This is a genomic window from Halobacillus massiliensis, assembly GCF_900166625.1.
GTDB lineage: Bacteria > Bacillota > Bacilli > Bacillales > Halobacillaceae > Halobacillus_A > Halobacillus_A massiliensis.
Map to the genome: position 1 here is coordinate 566,332 of NZ_LT800499.1, position 22,044 is coordinate 588,375.

Sequence of the window (22,044 nt, forward strand, 5' to 3'; positions counted from 1 at the left end):
GTATCAAGTGGGGAGAAATGATTTACCATTTATAAAGAGGTTATAGGTAAAAATTCTTATATATTTTTCGGAAAATACTGAGAAATTTGATTATTCGTAACCTTTTTGAAGTATTTGTAACCTTTACGAAAAATAAAAGCCAAATCTTTTAAGGTAGAGGGAAATATGCGGAGTTACAGTCACATATCGGTTTTTAGTCCGTTTGTAGGTTTATCATATGTTATGTAACATTTATAGTAACTAGGCTAAAACCACTTCTGATTCCATCCTTGGTCTATGAAGTTCTATAAGCCGTATAGGAGTGTTTTATACCTATATAAAGATAACTATATCTAGGGGAGGTCTCTTGTGAAATGAAAAAATTTATTTTTTTATCAGTCACAGTTCTATTTTTATTTGTTTTAACGGCATGTGGGTCAAATGATAGTGAAGGCGAAAGTGGAGAAGGCGGGGAAGGGAAATTAGCAGAATTGCAGGAATCGGGAACCGTTACAATCGGATTTGCTAATGAAGAGCCGTACGCCTATGAAGAAGACGGAGAATTAAAAGGGGCCGCAGTGGACATTGCAGCGGCTGTTTTTAAAGAATTGGGCGTAGAGAATATGGATTCTAAGCTGGCTGACTTCAGTTCACTTATTTCCGGGCTTCAAGCCAACCAGTTTGATGTTGTTACAGCAGGGATGGCGATCACGCCTGACCGTTGTGAACAAGCAGCTTTTGGTGAGCCTGAAATGGTTTATGGAGAAGGAATTGTCGTTCAAGAAGGAAACCCTTTAAATATTCATAGTTATGAAGATATTGCCAACAACCCTGATATTAGAGTATCTGTTATGTCAGGTGCAACAGAAGTTGGATACTTAGATACAACTGGTGTAAGTGAAGATCAAGTAAGTACCGCATCAGATATTCCTGCCACGTTTTCTGCTGTACAGTCAGATCGTGCAGATGTAACAACGGCTACAGAAATGACGTTAAAAATGGCATTGGAAACTGTAGATGGACTTGAGTTTGTAGACGACTTTGAACAGCCGGATATTGAAGGCGTTCCAAGCTACGGAGCTGCTGCTTTCAGTCAGGATAATACTGATTTACGTGATGCATATAATGAGAAACTAAATGAGTTAAAGGAAGATGGAACAATCGCTGAATTGTTAGAGAAAAACGGATTTGACCCAGAAAGAAACATGGTAGAAGTGGATGAAGTAACAGCAGAGTCTGTGTGCAGTGGGGAAAATTACTAATTCCATTTTAAGATTTGAGAAATGTTTCATAGGGTCTTCCTCCCATGTTTGAGGAGGAGTGACCCTATGTTTTTTATATTTAGAAAGATTTATGAGTTCACTCTTGTTTAAGCAGGACAATTATAAATGGCAATTCATTTACCAAGATAGGGAGTGATCACTATTAGTGCGATAACAGAAATTTTCCCTCAGTTGATGCGAGGAATTAATGTAACAGTGTCTGTTTTGATTGCATCAGCAATCTTAGGATATTTAATGGCTTTTATTGCCGGTCTCTGCCGTTTATCAAACAATGTGATTATACGTAATATAACTGCCTTTTATGTAGAGATTTTCCGAGGTACTTCATTAATCGTGCAGCTTTTCTGGTTATATTATGCGGTTCCTATGCTGTTTGGAATTGAACTCGGCAGTAACTGGGTGGTTGGTGTTGTAGCGATTGCATTAAACTATGGAGCCTATATGTCGGAGATAGTCAGGGGTGCTATATTATCTGTCGACAAGGGACAATCAGAGGCAGCAACCGCTTTAAATATGTCTAGTTTCCAACGAATGAGGTTTATTATTTTTCCTCAGGCAGTGAGAATGATGCTTCCTGAATTCGGTAATTATTTAATTCAAATGCTTAAAGCAACATCCTTGGTTTTTTTAATAGGTATGAACGATATTTTATATTATGGAAATATTCTACGCAGCAATGATTTATCTCAAGCCCCAACGGTTTACATGCTGTTGCTTGCCTTCTATTTTATCCTTGCGCTGCCAATTATTTGGTTAACTCGTAAGGCCGAAGTCATTTCTAAGAAAGGGGTGGCCAGTTCATGAACCAATGGAGTTGGGAAGTATTCTTCGACGCGCTGCCCTTTGTACTTGAAGGTTTAGGGATAACAATTAGTCTTACATTCACCTGTTACTTATTTGCCCTTATTTTCGGCTTTTTCTGGACTTTTTTGAGGCGAATTCCTAATAAGCCTTTTAACTGGTTAGTAACGTGGATCATGGAGTTTATCCGCTCTACACCACCGCTTATTCAATTGTTCTTTATTTACTATGCGTGGCCGCTCGTCCCTGGAGTGGGGATGACACTCTCTCCATTTACCAGCGCTGTACTTGGTCTTGGGCTTCACTTTAGTACGTACATTGGAGAAGTCTACCGATCAGGGATTGACGGGGTGGATAAAGGACAGTGGGAGGCTGCTAAAGCTCTGAACTTTTCCACAGGAAAGAAATGGACGAAGGTTATTCTGCCGCAGGCCATACCTCCAACAATACCAATGCTCGGTAATTACTTAATCATTATGTTTAAGGAAGTGCCTCTTGCATCAACCATCGGGGTTGTCGGTATTCTACAGATGGCAAATAACTACGGCGCTCAATATTGGACTTATTTGGAGCCGCTGACTATAGTAGCGCTGCTGTTTCTGTTACTAAGCTATCCATCTGCCATTCTTATCAATAAGCTTGAGAAGAAAATGAATCGGCGATTCGATAAAAAACAAGCATTAAATAGCAGCAAAGGAGCGACGACATAATGACAGAGTCTATTGTAAAGTTTCGGGATGTTCATAAATCTTTTGGAGATGTAAAAGTTTTAAAGGGAATCGATCTTGATATTAAACCAGCAGAAAAAGTCGCTGTTATAGGGCCAAGCGGCTCTGGGAAAACAACGATTATCCGAATGCTGATGACTTTAGAGGAGCCCACTTCAGGAGATATCATCGTTGGGGATAAAAACCTCTGGAAGATGGATAAGAACGGTTCCATGGTAGAGGCTAATGAAAAGCATTTAAGAGAAGTGCGCGGTGACATAGGTATGGTTTTTCAGCATTTTAACCTTTTTCCGCATATGACGATTTTGGAAAACTGTATGACAGCTCCTATTCATGTAAAAAAAGTAGATAAGCAGCAGGCAAGACAGCATTCTATTGAGATGCTGAAGAAAGTAGGACTGGGCGATAAGCTGGAAAACTATCCGAATCAATTATCAGGTGGTCAGAAGCAGCGTGTAGCCATGGCAAGAGCTCTGGTTATGCGTCCTAAAGTTATGTTATTTGATGAAGTAACGTCTGCCCTTGACCCTGAGCTTGTTGGAGAAGTATTAGAAGTTATCCGTGACATTGCGGAAGAAGGCGAGATGGCGATGATTCTCGTAACCCATGAAATGGATTTTGCCCTCGATGTTGCGGACAAGGTGTTATTTCTTGACCAGGGGGTCATCGCAGAGCAAGGCACACCTAGCGAAGTAATTGAGCACTCAGACAATGAACGGCTGCAAACCTTCCTTCGTCGTTTTAGAGGGATGTCTTAAGAACACGCAGCAAAAAACCGCTTCCCTGCCAAGGAAGCGGTTTTTTATTGTGGGTGCTGCCACGGTTCTGTTTGAACTTTATAATCTCTCCATGTTAAGAAAATCACCACAATAAAAAGAAAACTGGTCATTTTAAATAGAGTGGCTGTTTCCACAAAGGCGTATATAAAACCAAGAACAAAAGCACTTAACCCGATGCCAAGATCAATAGAGGAGTAGAACATCCCATTGGCAATCCCACTTCTTTCAACGGTCGTTTTAGAAATGACCCAGGCTTGAAATGCAGGCATCATTGAGCCGTAGCCTGCTCCAAACAGAGCGCCGGCTATAACTAAATCCATGTTTGAATCGGCCCAGGCCAGGATCCACATCGCAACAAAGGAGAGGGCAGAGCAAATCATAATCAATTTCCACGGACCATGCTTGTCAAAATACTTGCCGGTGATAGGGCGGGCTAATGTCGCCAATAGTGCATTAAAAAAATAAAAGAGAAACACGCCGTCTAATCCCTGCTCCACACCGAAAATAACGATATAAGTAACGATTGATCCATAGCCGAATGTCGTAAGAAACGTAACTATGGCGGGATATCCGCTTTTTTTCTCAATCAGAGAACCAAAGAAAGAAAAACGCGGCTTCAGCTCGCGATTATGGTATACACTCTCTGGTGTCTGAAAAGAGGTGAAGCCAAATAAAAGGATTGAAATAATGCCAAGGCCAGCCGAGATCCAGACAAGTAAGTTAAAGTCGTAATTCTGATACAAATAAATGCCTAAGCTTGGAGCCATAATCATCCCGATGGTAATGGACAGCCCAAAATAGCCCATACCTTCTCCTACCCGCCGGCGAGGCACCATATCTACGGCGGCCGTCCCGTTGACGGTTGTCGACCATCCCCAGGCCAGTCCGTGGGCGAACCGGATGATTAAGAGTGCCACAACAATCTGTGTAACCGGGTAAAGCAATGTCATCCCAAGTAAAGAGACAGCCCCGATGATGACGAGAAGCTTTCGTTTCTGTGTCATTAAGATATGCCCAGTTATAGGGCGAATGAGAATAGCGGCAACAGAGAACATTGTTGTGACCAGTCCGATTTGCAGCCCGCTGCCTCCAATAGATTCTATGTAAGGCGGGAGGTTAGGTAAAAGCATTTGAAAGCTCATAAAGGTGAACAAGTTCGCCAGTATTAAAAAGATAAACGGCCTTGTCCATAATTTATTGGAAGCTTGCTCCATAAATATTTCATCCTTTCTTAAAGAAGTGAAACAGATAAAACCCGCTATGTAAGATAGCGGGATTTTTAAAAGTGTTCTATACCGTTTTGCGTTCCTGCCATTCCTCATAAAAATGACTGATTATAGCTTTTATAACGGCATAAGTAGGGATGGCAAACAGTAAGCCTAAGAACCCGGCAAGACTTCCGGCGGCCAGAATAACGGTGATCACCGTTAATGGATGGATGTGTAAAGCCTTTCCCATTACATTAGGAGAGATAAGGTTACCCTCTATCTGCTGAGCGATTAAAGTGATAATGGCTACATATACAGCCATAATTGGATCCTGGAACAGCGCGACAAGTATGGCTGGCAGAACGCCGATAAATGGTCCAATAAACGGGATAACATTCATTAACATTGCGAATAGTGCCAGTGTTAAAGAATACTCCAAACCGATAATTAGGTAACCGACAAGCAGGATAATCCCGACAAAGACACTGACGGTTAATTGACCGATGATAAAAGAGTGAAGCGTATGGTCAAGGGAGTGGGCAAGTTTTCTAAAACTCGCTGCAGCTCTGGGCTTAAGATACTGTGTAATAAACGGCACGAGTTTCTCTCCATCTTTCAGCATAAAGAAAAGGAAAAATGGGATTAGCACAAGCCCAAGCACAAAGCTTACAATTTGACTGATTACATTTACAATAACACCGGGAACAGCATCCAGTGAGCTTTGCAGCCATTCTGTAACTTTGTCCAGCGAATCCGTAAATTGGCTCGGAATAATGTCCTGGTTCTGCTGCCATAACGTAATTGTTTCCGTAATCATATCCGCCATCCGCGGAATATTATCAACAAGCCGGGAAAACTGCTCCTGTGCAATCGGAGCGATAAACTGTACGATGATATAACCGGCCAGTATAAATGCCAGGAACACACCAAGGATTGCCAGAAGACGCGGCACCTTATAATGTTCTAACAATTGCATTAACGGCCGTGAAATGTAAAATAAAATTGCACCGCCTATCAGCGGAAAAGCAATAGCCGCAGCATATGTAAGGAATGGCTGAAAGAAAAAGCTAATTTCATGAAGAAGCAAAATAAATAAACTTAGTAAAATACCGACCACTAACACTTGAAACCAACGTTTATGAATCATGAACTCACACCTTCGCCTAAAAAATTTGTTAACAGGCGTTACCCTTTTTAAGGAAGCAATAACCAAAATCTACTACAGTAAAGTATACAATAAGAAAGAAGGTTTAGCTCTTAAGAATAACTGAAACTTTAGTATAATGGTCAAAAAGAGACTTCGTACACAAAAGCATCAGAAAGGATGATTTTTAATGAAAAAAGAATTACTTCGAAGATTTATGGATTATGTAAGAATAGATACACAGTCTGATTTAAACAGTGAAGAGACACCTTCCACTGCAGGCCAATGGGATCTGGCTCGAAAACTTGTAGATGAACTAAACGAAATGGGAATGGAAGATGTTACGATAGATGACCATGCTTACGTCATGGCGACCCTTCCAGCTAATACCGAGACATATGTCCCGGTTGCTGGGTTCTTAGCCCATATCGATACAGCTACAGATTTTACCGGGAAAAATGTAAATCCTCAAGTAGTGGAGGACTATGATGGCGGGGATATTCAATTAAATGAGAAGGTGACACTATCGCCGGCAGATTTTAAAGAACTTTCTACATACAAAGGCCATACGCTCATTACTACGGATGGAAATACACTGCTTGGAGCGGACAATAAAGCGGGAATCACGGAGATTATGACCGCCATGAATTATCTTATTCAGCACCCGCAAATTAAGCACGGGAAAATCCGTGTCGGCTTTACGCCGGATGAAGAAATCGGAAAAGGCCCTCATAAATTTGACGTAGAGCGATTTGGAGCAGACTTTGCTTATACGGTCGATGGCGGACCGCTTGGAGAACTGCAATATGAAAGCTTCAATGCGGCTGCTGCCAAGATTAAATTTTATGGAAACAGCGTTCATCCGGGGACAGCGAAAGGAAAGATGGTCAACGCTTCTAAGATAGCCGTGGAATTTATTCATAAGCTGCCTGAAGAAGCAGCACCCGAGCATACAAGTGATTACGAAGGGTTTTACCACATTGTTTCTTTTAATGGAGATGTAGAAAAAGCAGAGATTTACTGTTTAATCAGAGATCATGATAAACAGAAATTTGCAGAGAAGAAAGCTGAATTAAATGCAATTGTCCAGGATTTACAGATCAAATACGGAGAGTCTGCCGTTGAGTCAGATCTTGAAGATCAGTATTACAATATGAGAGACAAAATTGAACCGGTAAAAGAAATCGTGGATACAGCACGGCAGGCAATGGAAAACCTCGGCATTCCTCCTATTATCGAGCCGATCCGGGGAGGCACGGATGGTTCACAGCTTTCCTATATGGGATTGCCGACTCCAAATATTTTTACCGGCGGGGAAAACTTTCACGGAAAATATGAATACATTTCGTTAGAGAATATGGAAAAAGCATCGCGCGTAATTGTAGAGATTAGCCGTCTTCTTGCGGATGGAAGCTTCAAACTAATGAATAGATAAGCCGCTGCTTTCGCATAATGAAGGAAGGGAAAAGGTTTATAAAAAATAAATTGACAAATTGCGCTTCCGTGCTATGATAAGAAAAGAATATAGCGATTCCAAAGGGGAGTAGCTTTAAACAGTAAAGTCGTCATGACGGGAGAAATCCCCGGCTTTATTGGCAACGGACGTTGTTAGCGAGACCTTTACCCACGTTTAAGGGTAAAGGTCTGTTTTTTTGATCTTTACCTTCGTGGTAGGGATCATTTTTTTTGAAAAAAAGGAGAGAAAAAGATGGACGCACAGTTATTGATCGAGTATGGGTGGGTATTACTAGTACTCGTTGGTTTAGAAGGAATCCTTGCTGCTGATAACGCCCTTGTTTTGGCGATCATGGTAAAACATTTGCCGGAAGAACAGCGTAAAAAAGCCTTGTTTTATGGACTATTAGGAGCATTTGTCCTGCGTTTTGCCTCATTATTTGTTATTTCTTTTCTTGTTGATGTATGGCAGGTGCAGGCCATTGGTGCCGCGTACTTATTATTCATTTCAGGTAAGCACTTATATGATAAGTGGCGAACAAAGAATATTGTGGAAGACAACCCAGGGGAACATATTGAAGATAAGAAGGAAGGGTCCAGCTTCTGGATGACTGTAGTTAAAGTGGAGCTTGCCGACTTAGCCTTTGCTGTTGATTCAATTTTAGCTGCGGTTGCCCTCGCTGTCGTACTCCCGGAAACACCTCTTCCTAATGTCGGAAGTCTTGATGGCGGTCAGTTTGCTGTTATATTGACCGGCGGAATGATCGGTATTATTATTATGCGGTTTGCAGCCAACGTATTTGTTAATCTGCTCCATTCTCGTCCGGGCTTAGAAATCGCGGCCTTTGTTATTGTCGGTTGGGTTGGGGTTAAACTGGTAGTCTATACACTGGCTCATCCGAACATTCAAATTTTAGACCAACACTTTGCTCATTCAACAGCGTGGAAGATTACTTTCTATACCGTCCTTGTTGGAATTGCCGTTGCAGGATGGTTTCTATCAGGTAAAAAGAAAGCTGAAGCTTAAGTGGGAAGAGGCTGCCGAGAATTCTTCGGCAGCTTTTTCAATTTTAATCGAGCTTCTGATACTTGAGCAGAAATACCACTTTATTTGTGAAAATTTGGTATAGTTGTGAAAAAGAATACGAAAGGAGAGGATATGGATGGGAAAAGCTGCGAATAACTCTGCCGACCAGTTTATATATGTGAAAAATCGTATTCATATGCTCAATCAAGTCGTATCCACGATGGATCCTGAACAAATAGATATGGACGATTACAATCGCGTACTGGAAATGCTTGAACAGCTGCATACGAAAATGGCACGCTTTAAAAAAGATTGGGAAGACAGTAATGGGGAGTGAATGGTTTATGACACAGCATCATTTTCATTTAAAAGCCGATTGGCCCGGCGGCCGCAATGAAGTCGGGTACATTGAAGCAGATAAACTGAAGACGGAAATTTCCATTCCGAAAGAAATGGATGGACCAGACGTAGGGACAAACCCGGATGAAATGCTGCTTGGCGCTGCGGCTACCTGCTATATTATCAGTCTGGGAGCAATGATAGAGAGAGCGCGGCTGCCTTTAGCGGAAATGAGCATGGACTCTGAAGGAATTGTGGACGTAACAGATGGGATCTTCACCTATGAAAAAATTATCCACCGTCCAAAAGTTTTCCTTAAGAAGGATGCCGGGGAGCGAGACTTGAAAAAATTAAATCAGCTCGTGGAAAAAGCAGAAACGAGCTGTATGATTTCAAAAGCAATTGCCGGCAATGTGGAGCTTGAGCTTCAGGCGGAAACAGGCATTAAATAAAATCCCACGCCTTGGGGCCTCCGATAAGTTAGTTTTTCATTCTAACTTTTGGGGGCAGCACCAGGGCATGGGATTTTTTTATAATAAATAGACTCTAGCTTCATATGGAGCTAACTTAATAGAGCTCGTTTTTTCTTTCGAGACTGCTTGGTTGGAAAGCAGCAGGTCGTCCGTTTTCAATGGATCGCCACTTTCAAAAACAGCAGGTTCTCCCGTTAAATTGGTAAGAATAAGCGCTTCTTGATCATCAAGAGTTCGTGTATAGGCGTAGACTTGTGGGTGCTCTGGATCAAGCAGGTTGTAAATACCGTAAGTAAACAGTTCATACTTTTTCTTAAGCTTGATCAGCTGCTTGTAATAAGAAAGAATAGAATCTTCGTCCTGCTGCTGTTTAGCAACATTGATTTCTTTATAATTTGGGTTCACTTTTATCCATGGGGTGCCCTTAGTAAAGCCAGCCTGCGGTTCGTCGCTCCACTGCATCGGGGTACGGCTGTTATCACGCGAAGTGCTCCATAGAATAGGCAGAACTTCTTCGTCTGTAAACCCATCTGCTTTTTTGAAATTGTAAAGGTTTTTTGCAGCTACGTCATCGTAATCCGCGATAGAAGGGTAGGCGACATTCGTCATGCCGATCTCCTGTCCTTGATAAATAAAAGGTGTCCCCTGCATGAGAAAATACATCGTGGCCATGGAAGTTGCACTTTCATACCAGTAGTCTTTATCATTTCCCCATGTAGAAACGACACGGGCTTTATCATGATTCTCAATAAACAGAGCATTCCAGCCGTCATTTTCCAAGGCCTTCTGCCAGCGGGTGAGAGCCTCTTTAAGTCCAACAACATCAAGCTGCTGCTCTGCCTCCTGATCCCATAAATCCAAGTGCTCAAACTGAAACACCATATCCATTTTGCCTTCCTTGCCGACCCATTTGTATGCTTCTTCCGCACTAACGCCATTAGCTTCCCCTACAGTTAAGGCACTTTTCTTTCCGTACGTTTTGTCCTTGAATTCATGCAAAAACTCATGAATGCCCTCCTGATTCATATGCATATCGAAAGACGACACGTAAGGCTTGCCTTCAGGATTCGGAAGGTCAGGGAATCCTTCCCGCTTTTTAATATGGCTGATCGCATCAATTCTGAACCCGTCGATGCCTTTTTCCAGCCACCAGTTGACGGTATCGAATAAAACATCGCGAACCTCTTCATTTTCCCAGTTCAAGTCCGGCTGCTTCCTTGAAAAGAGGTGCAGATAGTACTGATCTGTTTTCTCGTCATATTCCCAGGCCGACCCTTCAAAAATACTCTCCCAGTTATTCGGTTCTTTCCCATCTTTCCCGTCACGCCAAATATACCAGTCGCGCTTAGGGTTCTCTTTGGACGAACGGGACTCAATAAACCACGGATGCTCATCACTTGTATGGTTCAACACAAGATCAATGATCAACTTCATCCCACGCTTATGAACTTCATAGAGGAGCTCGTCAAAATCGTCCATGCCTCCAAATTCCTCAAGAATATCCTGATAATCAGATATATCATATCCGTTATCATCTTTAGGAGATTTATACATAGGGCATACCCAGATAAAATCAATTCCTAGATCCTCTAAATAATCAAGTCGCTCAATCATTCCCTGAATATCGCCGACTCCATCCCCATCAGAATCCTGAAAGCTGCGAGGATAGATTTGATACCCAATAGCTTCTTTCCACCAAACTTTTTCCATTCTAAAACCTCACTTTTAAAAAACGATTATTTTATATTTATTCCATAACCCGTCGTTTGCGCAAACGTTTTCCTAAGCTGTTGTTTCATATCTTAATTGATTGCGTCCTCTTTTACAACATATTTGGCAGATTTTTAACCATGGAAAAGGGGAGAAGTGTCGAAAGTGCGGGGGAAAACTTCGAAAGAACCAGGAGAAGAGCCGAAAGCGAGCGATAGACCGCCGAAAGAGTCCAGAAGCGCTGAAAGGGAGGGGAGAAACGTTGAAAGTGCCAGGAGAAGAGACGAAAGTGAGCGCTAGAGCGTCGAAAGAGTCCAGAAGCGCTGAAAGGGAGGGGAGAAACGTCGAAACAGCCAGGAGACGAGGCGAAAGCGAGAGGTAGAGCGTCGAAAGAGTCCAGAAGAGTTGAAAGGGAGGGGAGAAACGTCGAAAGAGCCAGGAAAAGAGCTGTAAGCAAGTGTCAAAGCGTAGACGTGGGCAATCACCTACTCTGAAATTCATCAAAATCTCCCCTCCTTGGATAAAATCTCCTCTGTTAATAATTTTCCAGAGTGGGTATAATAAGAACAAACGTTCGTAAATATGGAGAGTGAAGGAAATGGATTATTCAGTTTATCCTCGTCATGATGTACTGTGTATTGATATGCGCTCATTTTATGCGAGTGTGGAATGCACTAGGCGCGGACTTGACCCACAAACGGCACTGCTCGCGGTGGTAGGAGATCCGAATCGAAGCGGAAGTATTGTGCTGGCCGCCTCTCCGGCATTGAAGAAAAAGCACGGGATCAGCAATGTGAGTCGTTTTTTCGAACTGCCGGATGACCCTCAGCTTGTGATTGCCCAGGCGCATATGGGAGATTATCTCAAGGTGTCCGCTGAGATTACAAAAATGATTATGAACTATGTTCCGCCTGAAGCTGTTCATGTCTATTCAGTGGATGAGCTGTGGGTAACGATCGATGGACTTGAAAAGTTATATGGTCTCCCGAGAGAGATTGCCCAGATGATTCAGGATAATATCAGGGATCAATTCGGAATTGAATGTGTGATTGGAATTGGTGATAATAAATTTTTAGCAAAAGTAGTGATGGATATTCATTCGAAAAAGGCGAAGGATGGGATTGCGGAGTGCCGTTATGAACATGTAAAGAGTCTATTGTGGCCGATACCGATTGAAGATATTTGGGGTATTGGCTCCCGAATGATGAGGAACCTAAACAGGCTGGGTATCACAACGCTCGGACAGCTCGCTCAGTACCCTTTAAAGTATATGAAAAAGCATTACGGAGTGATGGGAGAGCAGCTTCATTGGCATGCATGGGGAATCGACCTCAGTCCTGTGATTGGTAATTTTACAAAAGCGGACCAGAAAGGGTACGGCCACGGAATTACACTACTGCGTGATTATGCGGGAGATGAACTGTCAACGGTACTTCTTGATTTGTGTGAAGAAGCCTGCCGGCGGGCGAGGAGAGACAGCCGTGCGGGGAGGACTGTCCACCTTTCTGTCGCATATGCAAGTGAGTACGGGGGCGGCTTCAGTCGTTCCATGTCCATCGACCAGCCGACGAATATTACGATGGATATGTACCAAATTTGCATGCGTCTGTTCCGCACATTTTATGACGGGGAGAGCCAGATTCGCCGAACGAGCGTTACGCTGACAAACCTTGAGGAAGACATCGCTACCCAGCTTACTCTTTTTGATGACCGGCCGAAACAAAAAGATATTGGAAAAGTGATGGATGAAATCCGTGATAAATACGGATCGATGGCTATCTTAAGAGCCAGCAGCTTCACGGAGTCGGGGATTACTCCTGATCGAAGCAAGAAAATTGGAGGTCATTATGCTTAAAAGGTTATTTAAAAACCAGAGCAGCGTGCGCTCTGGTTTTTAAAGTGCCCATGTACGAAAGGATGAAGGTTTATAAAGTTTATGTTAATAAGGAGTTACCCTTATTTGCAATAAGCAGCACCAACAATGATCAATAGAATGAAAAGAACTACGATTAACGCAAAACCGCGTCCTCTGCCATATCCGTAACCACCGTAGCATCCGCCATAACCACCGAATCCGCATCCGTAACCCATAACCTCACCACCTTTTTTACTCGATACGTTACTTTATGTGGTGAAAAAGAATTGGGAAAGGCGTTTGTCTATATTTCCGGTAAAAACGTCTATAGATAAAACACACAAAAAAGAGCGATAAAACTGATGATGGTTGCCGTGACCCTGTCTAGATTAAAGAATACATTGGATGGAGGGGGTGAAAAAATGAAAAGAAAAGCTAAGATTAACAGGTTAGCACCGGATTGCTTCGAGGAAGTAATCTGCTGTCCAACAGGCGGTGGACTTTGTCCGCCAAAAGGGCCACCGCAGCCGCAGCCGGCACGAGTGATACGTACAATACCGGGTCCCACCGGTCCAACCGGCCCAACGGGTCCAACCGGTCCGACTGGTGCGGGAGTCACCGGTCCGACCGGAGCCACAGGAGCGACCGGCCCAACCGGTCCGACCGGTGCAGGAGTCACGGGTCCAACGGGAGAAGCGGGAGCCACGGGAGCGACCGGTCCAACAGGACCACCAGGCCCGACAGGCGCAGGAGTCACGGGCCCAACGGGAGAAGCGGGAGCCACGGGAGCGACCGGCCCAACCGGCCCAACCGGTCCAACCGGTCCGACCGGTGCAGGAGTCACGGGTCCAACGGGAGAAGCGGGAGCCACGGGAGCGACCGGCCCAACAGGACCACCGGGCCCGACAGGCGCAGGAGTCACGGGCCCAACGGGAGAAGCGGGAGCCACGGGAGCGACCGGCCCAACAGGACCACCAGGCCCGACCGGGGCAGGAGTCACGGGTCCAACGGGAGAAGCGGGAGTCACGGGAGCGACCGGCCCAACAGGACCACCAGGCCCGACCGGGGCAGGAGTCACGGGTCCAACGGGAGAAGCGGGAGCCACGGGAGCGACCGGCCCAACAGGACCACAGGGAGACCGGGGGCCAACAGGGCCATCTGGAGCGACTGGACCGGTTTCTACGCTTTCGACAAAACCAATTTTATTTGGAGGAACAGTAGGGAGTGGTTTCCAGCGAATTGCCGGTTCTCCTGGAGCCGTATCAAATGCTATCCCTTATGTAACAGCAGGAGCTGGAAATGTAGTAGCTTTCTCTGCAGCTATAAACGTAAATAACCTACAGCCAGGACAGTACCTTTTCCAAGTTACCAGGAACGTTTTTAATAATTCGGTTACTCCTCCGGCCGGGACCATCATATCAACCATAACATTAACAACAGCTACGACCTTAAGTGGAACTATTAAATTTTCAATTCATGCCACAGAGGTTGGTCCACAGCCAGTTTTTGTGTCAAATGGAGGAGCATATGCCGCTGTCCCTGCATCAGTCACATGGACTACAGTCACACCAGGAGATGCTGTTCTTAGAACGGATGCCATTTCTCTTTATGCCATTCCTACCATAACAGCTTCTGCCGTATATACTGTGTTTTTAAGAACAGCAGTTTAAAGTAATAAAGCAGCTATTTCAGTTAAATAGCTGCTTTATTTTTTTATGCTTGCTTTTTTGCTCTTCTGTATTCCCGATATTCAACGTTCCGCTCAGTTCATTGATCCCTAGCTGCCCAAAGTTATTATTCGTTTCTAACTTATCTAATTTTAAATGATCGACGATAAAAATCGGCCCTGAGTTATGGGGAATGGACTCATTTTTACCGGAATTCTGAACCTGCATTTCCAGCTGCTGTACTCTTTTACGCAGTTCAGCTAATTCTTTTTCATATCTGGAGGTCACTTGAACCAGATACTCATCAACAGATTGAAGCAGTTTTGCTGTCAGTTTTTCAAAATCAGCGGATGTTTTATTATGCTTGCTGGCAGATTGCAGTTGCCGAATATGTAGTTTTTGCCTTTCCTGGGCTTGTTCCAGTTGATTGAGCCGGCTGATCAAGTCAGAGACGTTTTCTTTACCTGAGAAAGACTTCCCCATCGTGATCTCTCCTTTCCTGATCAGCCTGCTAAATAAAGAGATATCACTCCAGGGTGATATCTGTGAATGTTTCGGGATGACGTGGATAACTGAGGACCAATAAACCATTGTTAAAGGAGGTATGGAGCTGGCTGCTGTCGATGGCTTCCGGCAGCTCGATGGATCGTTCATGTTCACCGTAAATTCGTTCATTTAAAACAGTGGTAACCCCTTGGAAGGGAGGAATCGATTTTACATTGATTAAGAGTTTTGAACCTGTACAGGAGAGGTGAAGGTCCTCCTTACGTACCCCTGGCACTTCAATAATTACGACGATATGGGTATCTGTAATGTAAATATCCGATCTTGGAAAATCCCTTAACCTCAGGTCATCATCCGGCTCATCCTTTATAAAATTATCTACGAAAGGATTTTTGCTTTCTTTATCAAAAATACGAGTCCAAAATTCGCTGTTTCCTTGATATTGCTGAGCCACTTTCATCCATTCCTGCAAACGATCCATCTCCATGTTTTTCTCCTCCTTACCAGAAAATGAAAGCCATTAAACCTGAATGGTATAAGGCTGGGATGGGTTAGCCACCTGGTCCTGATCACTTACATCAGTGTCCAGTACCCCGTTTAATATAGTGGAGCAGGCTGGAGCGCAATCTCCAAGTGAAAAGTTGGCACCAAAGTATTTAGAGTTTGCCGTATGGCTATTATGAACGGTCGCTCCAATATCAATATTTCCGTTTTGGGTGACCCCGTTCGTTTTCATATTAAAAATGTTAATTAAAAAAGGCATGAATGTTTCCTCCTTTCCTTAGAACTGACCGGAATTCGTATTGGTAGGGTTGGCGATTTCGCCTTGATCATTTAAGTCTGGATCTATAAAGACATTCTCCATTCCTGAGCTGGCAGGTGCCATATCACCATATGATGAGTTCTGTCCCTGGGATTTCGTATTTGCGGTTGGAGAGTTATGAAAGCTTTCCCCAATATTAAAGGAACCGTTACTGGCAATACTGTTCACTTTAATGCTGAAAATGTTAACAAAGGATGCCACGGATATCCCTCCTGATACTCGATACGGTTACTATATGCAGCTGTTGGGCAGACGTGTAAGGTTAACGAGAAAAAGAAAAGAAACAGCCCCTGTAACACACACAGCGGGCTGTTTCTTTTTTACCACCAGTAAGGATAAAAAGGACCAAAACGTCTGATTCCAAAGAAAGGAAAGCCGAACAAGCCAAAGGGACCGAAAAACGGAAAGAACAAACGGCTCTCTTCTTCGTTCATTCCCTCAGCCTGCTGGCCTTGCTGTCCTTGATGGCCGGAAGGCATTAAAAGATACATATTGTTGTTATCATAACTGTGTAACAATCCTGTATGCATTCCGCCTTCATTGGTTTCAACCTGGACCATTTGATACAGGTGCTTGCGACAGAAGTCCTTGACAGACTGGCTGTTTGCCTCATGTTCCGCCCTGTAATCTGTACTCGGATAATAATAATCGTACATGGATACCCCTCCTTTAAATTCCTCGGTATCTTATGCAGAATTATAAAAATAGGTGAATTATGATTGTAGAGGGGAATGCTGTCTATCCGGTTTCCAATTTTGAATTTTAAAATGGTCATTTTTCAAAGTAATGATTTCTTTAGAACTTGAGGAATAGGCGGTTTTCTTAGTATGGGTCACCAGTTCACTAATTAAAGGGTTACACCTTTGAGCACCTTTAATAAGCAGCGGAACGCCTAAGCTGTCAATTCCCAGTCCTCTCGATAAACCTCCTCCAATCGTCATGACAAAAGGAACAGTAGGAGAGGTATTTGAAAAGATAATCCGCTCTTTCTCTTGAAATAATTCAAATAACATCAGGCTCAAATCCTCCAGGGCAGGTACGAGAAACTTACACGATTTTCTTCCTATCGTGTAAACACGGTCGCCGTTTTCATCTTCTCCGTGAAAAATTAAACGTCCGAAGTCTTTTTTTGTAAGCTTGTTAAAGTAAGGAACATTGAGTATTTCCTCTTTAGACAGGTGGGGAGAAGGTTTTAGCAATCCTAAATGAAAGGCAGCAGCTAGAGAAGTAGTATGGGTGCCGCCGTAGTCATTGTAAATATATATCATAGTCAGTCACCTGAATTCATGTTTGATACTATGTAGTGTTCAACGCCGAGTACTGATTTATACAGGGTGAATAACAAAGCTCTCCAGAAGCGCATATACATAAAGTCATAAAAAAGAGGGAAAGGATGAATGAAAATGCCAGCCATAATAGGACCTTATTGTATTAATAGTGTGAGCGGTGGAACTTTAAATATGGGGGACTCTTTTTATATTTCTCCACGAGAAACAGGGGAAACTTTTGTAGGTTCAGGTTCTTTAAATACAGGGAACTTTATAAGAAGTTTAAATGGAGTAAGTGTGTCGTCTCCCATTCAGCCTGTTGGAGGAAAAGGTAATATAGTCAGTCCTACCTGAAACGAAAAAGCGGCGAAAGAAAATTTTCTCTCACCGCTTTCTTTATTTAAAATTCAGGCCTACCTAAAACGATAACTAATAAAATAAACATGATTCGAATAAGCAGGTCTTCGGTGACAGTTTTTAGTAAAAGGATAAAAGCCACCCCGAGTACCGGATTATCTTCTTCTACGATAAGGATGGTAATAATCTCCAATAATGGTATTACATAATCAATAGCATCAAATTCATAAGCCATAAAATATCCCCTTCTCTTATAGCCAGATTATGAAGGAATAGGGGAGGCGTGATAGTGAGAAATAAAGGAGAAGTAATGATCACCTTTTTAAAAGAACGGCATTAATTTCTCCGCCGATTAACACGACAAGGGCAGAAATATAAAACCAAATCATTAAGATAACCAATGTTCCCAGGTTCCCGTATATAATGGAATAATCCGTGAAACTAATATAATAAGAAAAACCTAGAGAAGCCAATTGCCAGCCAATCGTTGAAAAAAGTGTCCCAGGTAGGACGTCTCTAACACGCAGCGTGATGTTTGGGGCAGCGAGATAAAGAAAACTGAAGATCCCCATTAATACAAGAAAGCTTATCCCCCAACGAAAGATATTCCAATCATTTAAAAAAGTGACCGATACATTAAAACTGGAGATCATAAAGACTCCGATCGTCTGACCAAATACAGATAAAGCCAATGAAATGGTGACCCCAAGCATTAATCCCATCGTTATAAAAAGGGCGATGGCGATTGATTTCTTTAGGCTTCTATTTTCCAGAACTTGAAATGAAGTGTTCAATGTTCTGATAAGGGCACTCATTCCCATAAACGCCAGCCACAAAGTCACAATCATGGATATGGAGAGTAAATCGCCTCTTGTGTTCTCCAGCACTGCGTAAAGATTTGTTTCAATTAAATTCATTAAACTTGCGGGAGCATAAGGCTGGATGATTTCCAAAACATTTCCTGGAGAAATCGGCAAAAGACGCAGTACGTGAAACAAAAGAATGAGAAAAGGAAACAAAGCAAGCAGTAGATAATATGCCAGCTGAGCCGCCATATCAAATATTTTATGCTCCCGGGAACGGGATATTAAGGAATGTATAAATACAGCAGGCTTCATTAAAAAATCTCCTTTCACATCGCAGTATCTAAATAATAATTATAAAAATACTATAAATTTTTTATCCCGTAATTTTTAATCGGCCACAGCAATTTATTAAATAATACAGGGAGTATATGAGCAAAATAAATGTAATATTAGTTACAAGCTAAAAAAGCATAAACAAGGTGGCAGAAAGATGAAGTATATTTATGTTTTGCTCGCAACCGCTGTCTTATTATTTGTGTCGGCAGATCAAGCCTTGGCTCAGGCTTCTGAGCAGACACACTCAAGATATTTTTATGAAAATAAGGGAACGGCCATATGGGACGTGGCTACTCCTTCTAAGTCCATAGCGATTACATTTGATGACGGTCCCAGTGATTATACGCCACAGATTTTAGAGGTGTTGGACCAATACAACGCAAAGGCTACTTTTTTTGTAGTTGGTACAAGAGCAAAGGAAAACCCGGAGATTCTTAAACAAACTTCTCTTGCCGGCCATGAAATAGCCAACCATACGTATGATCATGGGACATTAAAAGGAGTAACTTCCAAAGTCATTCAGCATGATCTGAATAAAGCAAACGAAGTGATTAAAGGAATTACAAATAAGGAAGCTCAATTGTTTAGACCTCCAGGGGGGTATTATAATGATCGGATCGTTGAAACGGCTGATCAGGAGGGGTTTAAAGTTGTCATGTGGTCATGGCATCAGGATACGTATGATTGGAAACGTCCGGGAGCTGACAAGATTGCGGCAAAAGTTCTGTCAAATGCCCGTAATGGCGATGTCATTCTCTTTCATGATGGGGGAGGAAACCGATCTCAAACCGTGATGGCTTTAAAACAAATTCTGCCGGAGCTGCAAAAACAAGGATATAAATTTGTAACGGTTTCTGAATTGCTGCAGCTCGATCCAAGGTATCAATTTCTTGATCGGTTAGCGGTAAATAAGGTTATGGAATAAAGAATTACTTCAAACTGCAAAACTAAGGAAGGGATTGATTTTAGTTTGCGCCAGATCCCCTATTATCTAATAGGAGTGTACAGTATCCCGGATATTTTCTTTCTTTAGGATAGGAAATATCAAAATACAACAATCATCCTAAAAAACCTGTTCAAAAAATGAACAGGTTTTTTACATCTCCTCAGCTTCTTTTTCAAATTGTACGGAAAAGCTCTTTTAGTGTTTTGCCCATTGTTACCACACCTATCAAACCGGATAAGCCTAAAAACACCCAGAAGGTGCTTATATACATATGTGGTGAGCTAAAGAAACCGGCTGCCATTCCAAACACGATAATGGCTGCTAAAACAACCTTCATTCTCACAGCTCCTTAAAAAAACGGTTAATATACTTACGATATCCCCTTTAGGATAGTTTCAATGCAATTTAACAATTCATAGAAGGTCTTTATGTGCTTTAAGCAATCTCTCACAAACTAAACCCTAATGGATTGCGATATTGCCGTATTTCTATTATATTAATAGTAATACAACTAAATAAATTCCTTCGGGGTCGGGTGAAAGTCCCAGCCGGCGGTAATGAACGTTAAGTTCCGAGCCCGCGACGGGGAAGCAGCAGCTATTTGCGTTTCCCCCTGATTTGGTGAATATTCCAAAGCCGACAGTGAAAGTCTGGATGGGAGAAGGAAGCAGAACGCCTCTGGTACGAATTTTCTGGATTTGTGCCCTCTATTAGGCGTACTTTCATAATGAATGATTTATCAAACTGCCCTGGAGAAGTGTATCTTCTTCGGGGTTTTTTATTTTCTTAAAAGCGGAGGTGAGCCAATGGAACGCGATCAAAATTACATGCGAATGGCTTTAGAAATGGCGAAAACGACGGTCGGCCAGACAAACCCTAACCCATCAGTGGCCGCCGTTGTTGTACGAAATCACCAGGTCGTCGGTCTCGGTGTCCATGTAAAAGCGGGAGAGCCTCATGCTGAAGTTCACGCTTTAAAAATGGCTGGAGAAAAGGCAAAGGGAGCTGATATTTACGTGACTCTGGAGCCGTGCAGTCATTATGGAAAAACTCCTCCATGTGCCCAGGCAGTGATTGATGCCGGAATTAAGCGGGCGGTTATTGCTTCCAACGATCCCAATCCTAAAGTAAGCGGAAGAGGGATTGAGCTGATGAAACAGTCAGGTATTGAGGTCGTGGCGGGTATATTGCAAAAAGAAGCTGACGAGCTTAACACCGATTTCTTTCATTTTATACAGAAGAAACGTCCCTATGTAAGGCTGAAAACAGCAATCAGTATGGATGGGAAAATCGCGACTTCTACTGGAGAGAGTCAGTGGATAACAGGTGAAGATGCGAGAAAAGACGGCCACATGTACCGTCATCAGTCGGCCGCTATTTTAGTAGGAGTGAATACAGTTTTAATGGACAATCCTAAATTAACGACCCGTCTTGAAGGAGGCGGAAAACAGCCGGTCCGCGTTATCCTGGACACTCACCTCCGTACACCGCCGGCCGCTCAGCTCATTGCTGATAATTCCGCTCCTACCTGGATTTTCACAGGGGCACAGGTGGCTGACGAAAAGATTGATGCTTTTCCATCCAAGTCCCATGTAGAAGTAATAAAGCTGGAAACAGAGCAGATTGAGATAGAGGATGTGCTTAAAGTTTTAGGAGAAAGAAACATGACTTCCTTACTTGTTGAAGGAGGAGCAACTATCGCAGACGCGTTTGTCCGCAGCGGTAATGTGGATGAGGTAGTCATTTATATGGCTCCTATGGTGATCGGCGGTAAAGAAGCATTGACCTCCGTTGCTGGAAAAGGGATAAGCAGTTTAAAAAGCGTAGAAGAGTTCGAATTTACCTCTACCGAAATGGTCGGAAAAGATATAAAAATTACAGCAGTGAAAAGGGAGGGACATTAATTGTTTACAGGAATCATCGAAGAAATAGGCACAATAAAAGGAATCAAAACGAAAACCGAGGCTATGGAAATCAGTATTCAAGCGAAAGATATCTTATCGGATATCAACTTAGGAGACAGTATTTCCATCAACGGCGTGTGTTTAACCGTAACCAGTTATACTGATCAGAGTGCTGAGTTTGATATTATGCCTGAAACTTACCGCGCGACCAGCCTGCATGAGTTAAAGCAGGGGAGTAAAGTGAATCTGGAGCGCGCGATGGCTGCGGGAGGCCGCTTTGGCGGTCATCTTGTTTCCGGTCACATAGACGGAACTGGACAAATCGTAAGCAAGAAGCCGGAATCCAATGCGGTGTATTATGAAATAGAGTTACCTGATGAACTTATTCATTATTTTGTATATAAAGGGTCTATTGCTGTTGACGGGACAAGCCTGACCGTATTTGTGGTCAATGAGAACAGAGTGACAATTTCACTGATTCCTCACACAATGGACCATACGGTTTTAGGAGATAAAGAGCCGGGGGACCGGGTCAATATAGAATGTGACATGATTGGGAAATACGTTGCTCATTTTCTCGGACAGGAGAAAGAGACGAAGCAGTCAAACATGTCTAAAGAATTTTTAAGAGAAAATGGATTCGCATAATGGA

The 22,044-nt window shown here is 42.9% G+C and carries 27 protein-coding genes and 1 riboswitch; of the genes, 14 read left to right on the plus strand and 13 right to left on the minus strand.

From position 1 onward, the window contains the following. Window positions 1–353: 353 nt before the first annotated feature. From ehuB to ehuA, 4 genes are all read left to right on the plus strand, one after another. Window positions 354–1,241, plus strand: coding sequence for an ectoine/hydroxyectoine ABC transporter substrate-binding protein EhuB (gene ehuB, locus B7E06_RS02820; RefSeq protein ID WP_082232566.1), 888 nt, complete (start codon window positions 354–356; stop codon window positions 1,239–1,241). A gap of 195 nt (window positions 1,242–1,436) precedes the next feature. Next, a complete protein-coding gene (locus B7E06_RS02825; RefSeq protein WP_082235880.1) occupies window positions 1,437–2,066 on the plus strand; it encodes an amino acid ABC transporter permease in 630 nt (209 codons plus the stop codon). Further along, on the plus strand, window positions 2,063–2,773 hold the full coding sequence (gene ehuD, locus B7E06_RS02830; RefSeq protein ID WP_082232567.1) for an ectoine/hydroxyectoine ABC transporter permease subunit EhuD: 711 nt from the start codon (window positions 2,063–2,065) through the stop codon (window positions 2,771–2,773). The genes B7E06_RS02825 and ehuD overlap by 4 nt, the downstream gene beginning before the upstream one ends. Next, window positions 2,773–3,549, plus strand: a complete 777-nt coding sequence (ehuA, locus tag B7E06_RS02835; protein ID WP_082232568.1) for an ectoine/hydroxyectoine ABC transporter ATP-binding protein EhuA — start codon at window positions 2,773–2,775, stop codon at window positions 3,547–3,549. The genes ehuD and ehuA overlap by 1 nt, the downstream gene beginning before the upstream one ends. A gap of 44 nt (window positions 3,550–3,593) precedes the next feature. Here ehuA and B7E06_RS02840 read toward each other — a convergent pair whose 3' ends face one another. Further along, entirely contained in the window at window positions 3,594–4,784 is a 1,191-nt protein-coding gene (locus B7E06_RS02840) for an MFS transporter (RefSeq protein WP_082232569.1), read from the minus strand. Window positions 4,785–4,860: 76 nt separating this feature from the next. Next, window positions 4,861–5,925 (minus strand): AI-2E family transporter, encoded by a 1,065-nt coding sequence (locus tag B7E06_RS02845; RefSeq protein WP_082232570.1) that lies wholly within the window; start codon window positions 5,923–5,925, stop codon window positions 4,861–4,863. A gap of 187 nt (window positions 5,926–6,112) precedes the next feature. Here B7E06_RS02845 and pepT point away from each other — a divergent pair, with 187 nt between their 5' ends. The 4 genes from pepT to B7E06_RS02865 all read left to right on the plus strand — a co-directional run bounded on the left by pepT (window position 6,113) and on the right by B7E06_RS02865 (window position 9,195). Continuing rightward, on the plus strand, window positions 6,113–7,357 hold the full coding sequence (pepT, locus tag B7E06_RS02850; RefSeq protein WP_082232571.1) for a peptidase T: 1,245 nt from the start codon (window positions 6,113–6,115) through the stop codon (window positions 7,355–7,357). 273 nt (window positions 7,358–7,630) lie between these two features. Further along, the gene (locus B7E06_RS02855) at window positions 7,631–8,404 is read left to right on the plus strand and encodes a TerC family protein (protein WP_082232572.1); all 774 of its coding nucleotides are present in this window, start codon (window positions 7,631–7,633) and stop codon (window positions 8,402–8,404) included. A 136-nt stretch (window positions 8,405–8,540) separates the two neighbouring features. Next, entirely contained in the window at window positions 8,541–8,741 is a 201-nt protein-coding gene (locus B7E06_RS02860) for an SE1561 family protein (RefSeq protein ID WP_082232573.1), read from the plus strand. A 7-nt stretch (window positions 8,742–8,748) separates the two neighbouring features. Next, window positions 8,749–9,195 carry an OsmC family protein gene (locus B7E06_RS02865; protein WP_082235881.1) on the plus strand — a complete coding sequence of 149 codons (447 nt, stop codon included), beginning with the start codon at window positions 8,749–8,751 and terminating at the stop codon, window positions 9,193–9,195. A 78-nt stretch (window positions 9,196–9,273) separates the two neighbouring features. Here the strand turns inward: B7E06_RS02865 and B7E06_RS02870 are convergent, their stop codons facing one another. Further along, window positions 9,274–10,926, minus strand: coding sequence for a glycoside hydrolase family 13 protein (locus B7E06_RS02870; protein ID WP_082232574.1), 1,653 nt, complete (start codon window positions 10,924–10,926; stop codon window positions 9,274–9,276). A 598-nt stretch (window positions 10,927–11,524) separates the two neighbouring features. Here B7E06_RS02870 and B7E06_RS02875 point away from each other — a divergent pair. After that, window positions 11,525–12,781 carry a DNA polymerase IV gene (locus B7E06_RS02875; protein ID WP_082232575.1) on the plus strand — a complete coding sequence of 419 codons (1,257 nt, stop codon included), beginning with the start codon at window positions 11,525–11,527 and terminating at the stop codon, window positions 12,779–12,781. A gap of 101 nt (window positions 12,782–12,882) precedes the next feature. Here B7E06_RS02875 and B7E06_RS02880 read toward each other — a convergent pair whose 3' ends face one another. Next, window positions 12,883–13,017 carry a YjcZ family sporulation protein gene (locus B7E06_RS02880; protein WP_082232576.1) on the minus strand — a complete coding sequence of 45 codons (135 nt, stop codon included), beginning with the start codon at window positions 13,015–13,017 and terminating at the stop codon, window positions 12,883–12,885. Window positions 13,018–13,203: 186 nt separating this feature from the next. Between B7E06_RS02880 and B7E06_RS22185 the strand changes: the two genes are divergently transcribed. Further along, a complete protein-coding gene (locus B7E06_RS22185; RefSeq protein ID WP_281249027.1) occupies window positions 13,204–14,451 on the plus strand; it encodes a collagen-like protein in 1,248 nt (415 codons plus the stop codon). 18 nt (window positions 14,452–14,469) lie between these two features. Here B7E06_RS22185 and B7E06_RS02890 read toward each other — a convergent pair whose 3' ends face one another. From B7E06_RS02890 to B7E06_RS02915, 6 genes are all read right to left on the minus strand, one after another. Further along, complete coding sequence (locus B7E06_RS02890) at window positions 14,470–14,931, minus strand: hypothetical protein (RefSeq protein WP_082232577.1); 462 nt, start codon at window positions 14,929–14,931, stop codon at window positions 14,470–14,472. A gap of 43 nt (window positions 14,932–14,974) precedes the next feature. Then, on the minus strand, window positions 14,975–15,439 hold the full coding sequence (locus B7E06_RS02895) for an Hsp20/alpha crystallin family protein (RefSeq protein ID WP_082232578.1): 465 nt from the start codon (window positions 15,437–15,439) through the stop codon (window positions 14,975–14,977). Between the two features lie 33 nt (window positions 15,440–15,472). Continuing rightward, entirely contained in the window at window positions 15,473–15,715 is a 243-nt protein-coding gene (locus B7E06_RS02900) for a spore germination protein (protein WP_082232579.1), read from the minus strand. A gap of 18 nt (window positions 15,716–15,733) precedes the next feature. Beyond that, entirely contained in the window at window positions 15,734–15,976 is a 243-nt protein-coding gene (locus tag B7E06_RS02905; protein WP_082232580.1) for a spore germination protein, read from the minus strand. Window positions 15,977–16,095: 119 nt separating this feature from the next. Beyond that, window positions 16,096–16,431, minus strand: a complete 336-nt coding sequence (locus B7E06_RS02910; protein WP_082232581.1) for a hypothetical protein — start codon at window positions 16,429–16,431, stop codon at window positions 16,096–16,098. Between the two features lie 57 nt (window positions 16,432–16,488). Next, the gene (locus B7E06_RS02915; protein ID WP_082232582.1) at window positions 16,489–17,043 is read right to left on the minus strand and encodes a DUF3189 family protein; all 555 of its coding nucleotides are present in this window, start codon (window positions 17,041–17,043) and stop codon (window positions 16,489–16,491) included. A 135-nt stretch (window positions 17,044–17,178) separates the two neighbouring features. Between B7E06_RS02915 and B7E06_RS02920 the strand changes: the two genes are divergently transcribed. Beyond that, entirely contained in the window at window positions 17,179–17,397 is a 219-nt protein-coding gene (locus B7E06_RS02920; protein WP_082235882.1) for a spore germination protein, read from the plus strand. A 46-nt stretch (window positions 17,398–17,443) separates the two neighbouring features. Here B7E06_RS02920 and B7E06_RS02925 read toward each other — a convergent pair whose 3' ends face one another. Next, window positions 17,444–17,635, minus strand: coding sequence for a hypothetical protein (locus tag B7E06_RS02925; RefSeq protein ID WP_082232583.1), 192 nt, complete (start codon window positions 17,633–17,635; stop codon window positions 17,444–17,446). A 79-nt stretch (window positions 17,636–17,714) separates the two neighbouring features. Continuing rightward, on the minus strand, window positions 17,715–18,518 hold the full coding sequence (locus B7E06_RS02930) for a YihY/virulence factor BrkB family protein (RefSeq protein WP_082232584.1): 804 nt from the start codon (window positions 18,516–18,518) through the stop codon (window positions 17,715–17,717). 178 nt (window positions 18,519–18,696) lie between these two features. Here B7E06_RS02930 and B7E06_RS02935 point away from each other — a divergent pair, with 178 nt between their 5' ends. Continuing rightward, window positions 18,697–19,467 carry a polysaccharide deacetylase family protein gene (locus B7E06_RS02935; protein ID WP_082232585.1) on the plus strand — a complete coding sequence of 257 codons (771 nt, stop codon included), beginning with the start codon at window positions 18,697–18,699 and terminating at the stop codon, window positions 19,465–19,467. 193 nt (window positions 19,468–19,660) lie between these two features. Here B7E06_RS02935 and B7E06_RS21690 read toward each other — a convergent pair whose 3' ends face one another. Further along, entirely contained in the window at window positions 19,661–19,825 is a 165-nt protein-coding gene (locus B7E06_RS21690) for a hypothetical protein (protein WP_179133931.1), read from the minus strand. A 180-nt stretch (window positions 19,826–20,005) separates the two neighbouring features. Continuing rightward, window positions 20,006–20,158: riboswitch (FMN riboswitch) on the plus strand. A 136-nt stretch (window positions 20,159–20,294) separates the two neighbouring features. On the opposite strand from B7E06_RS21690, the gene ribD reads away from it, so the two are divergent. Both ribD and ribE read left to right on the plus strand, forming a co-directional pair. Beyond that, on the plus strand, window positions 20,295–21,392 hold the full coding sequence (gene ribD / locus B7E06_RS02940; RefSeq protein ID WP_082232586.1) for a bifunctional diaminohydroxyphosphoribosylaminopyrimidine deaminase/5-amino-6-(5-phosphoribosylamino)uracil reductase RibD: 1,098 nt from the start codon (window positions 20,295–20,297) through the stop codon (window positions 21,390–21,392). Further along, window positions 21,393–22,040 (plus strand): riboflavin synthase, encoded by a 648-nt coding sequence (ribE, locus tag B7E06_RS02945; protein WP_082232587.1) that lies wholly within the window; start codon window positions 21,393–21,395, stop codon window positions 22,038–22,040. The last annotated feature ends 4 nt before the right edge of the window (window positions 22,041–22,044 follow it).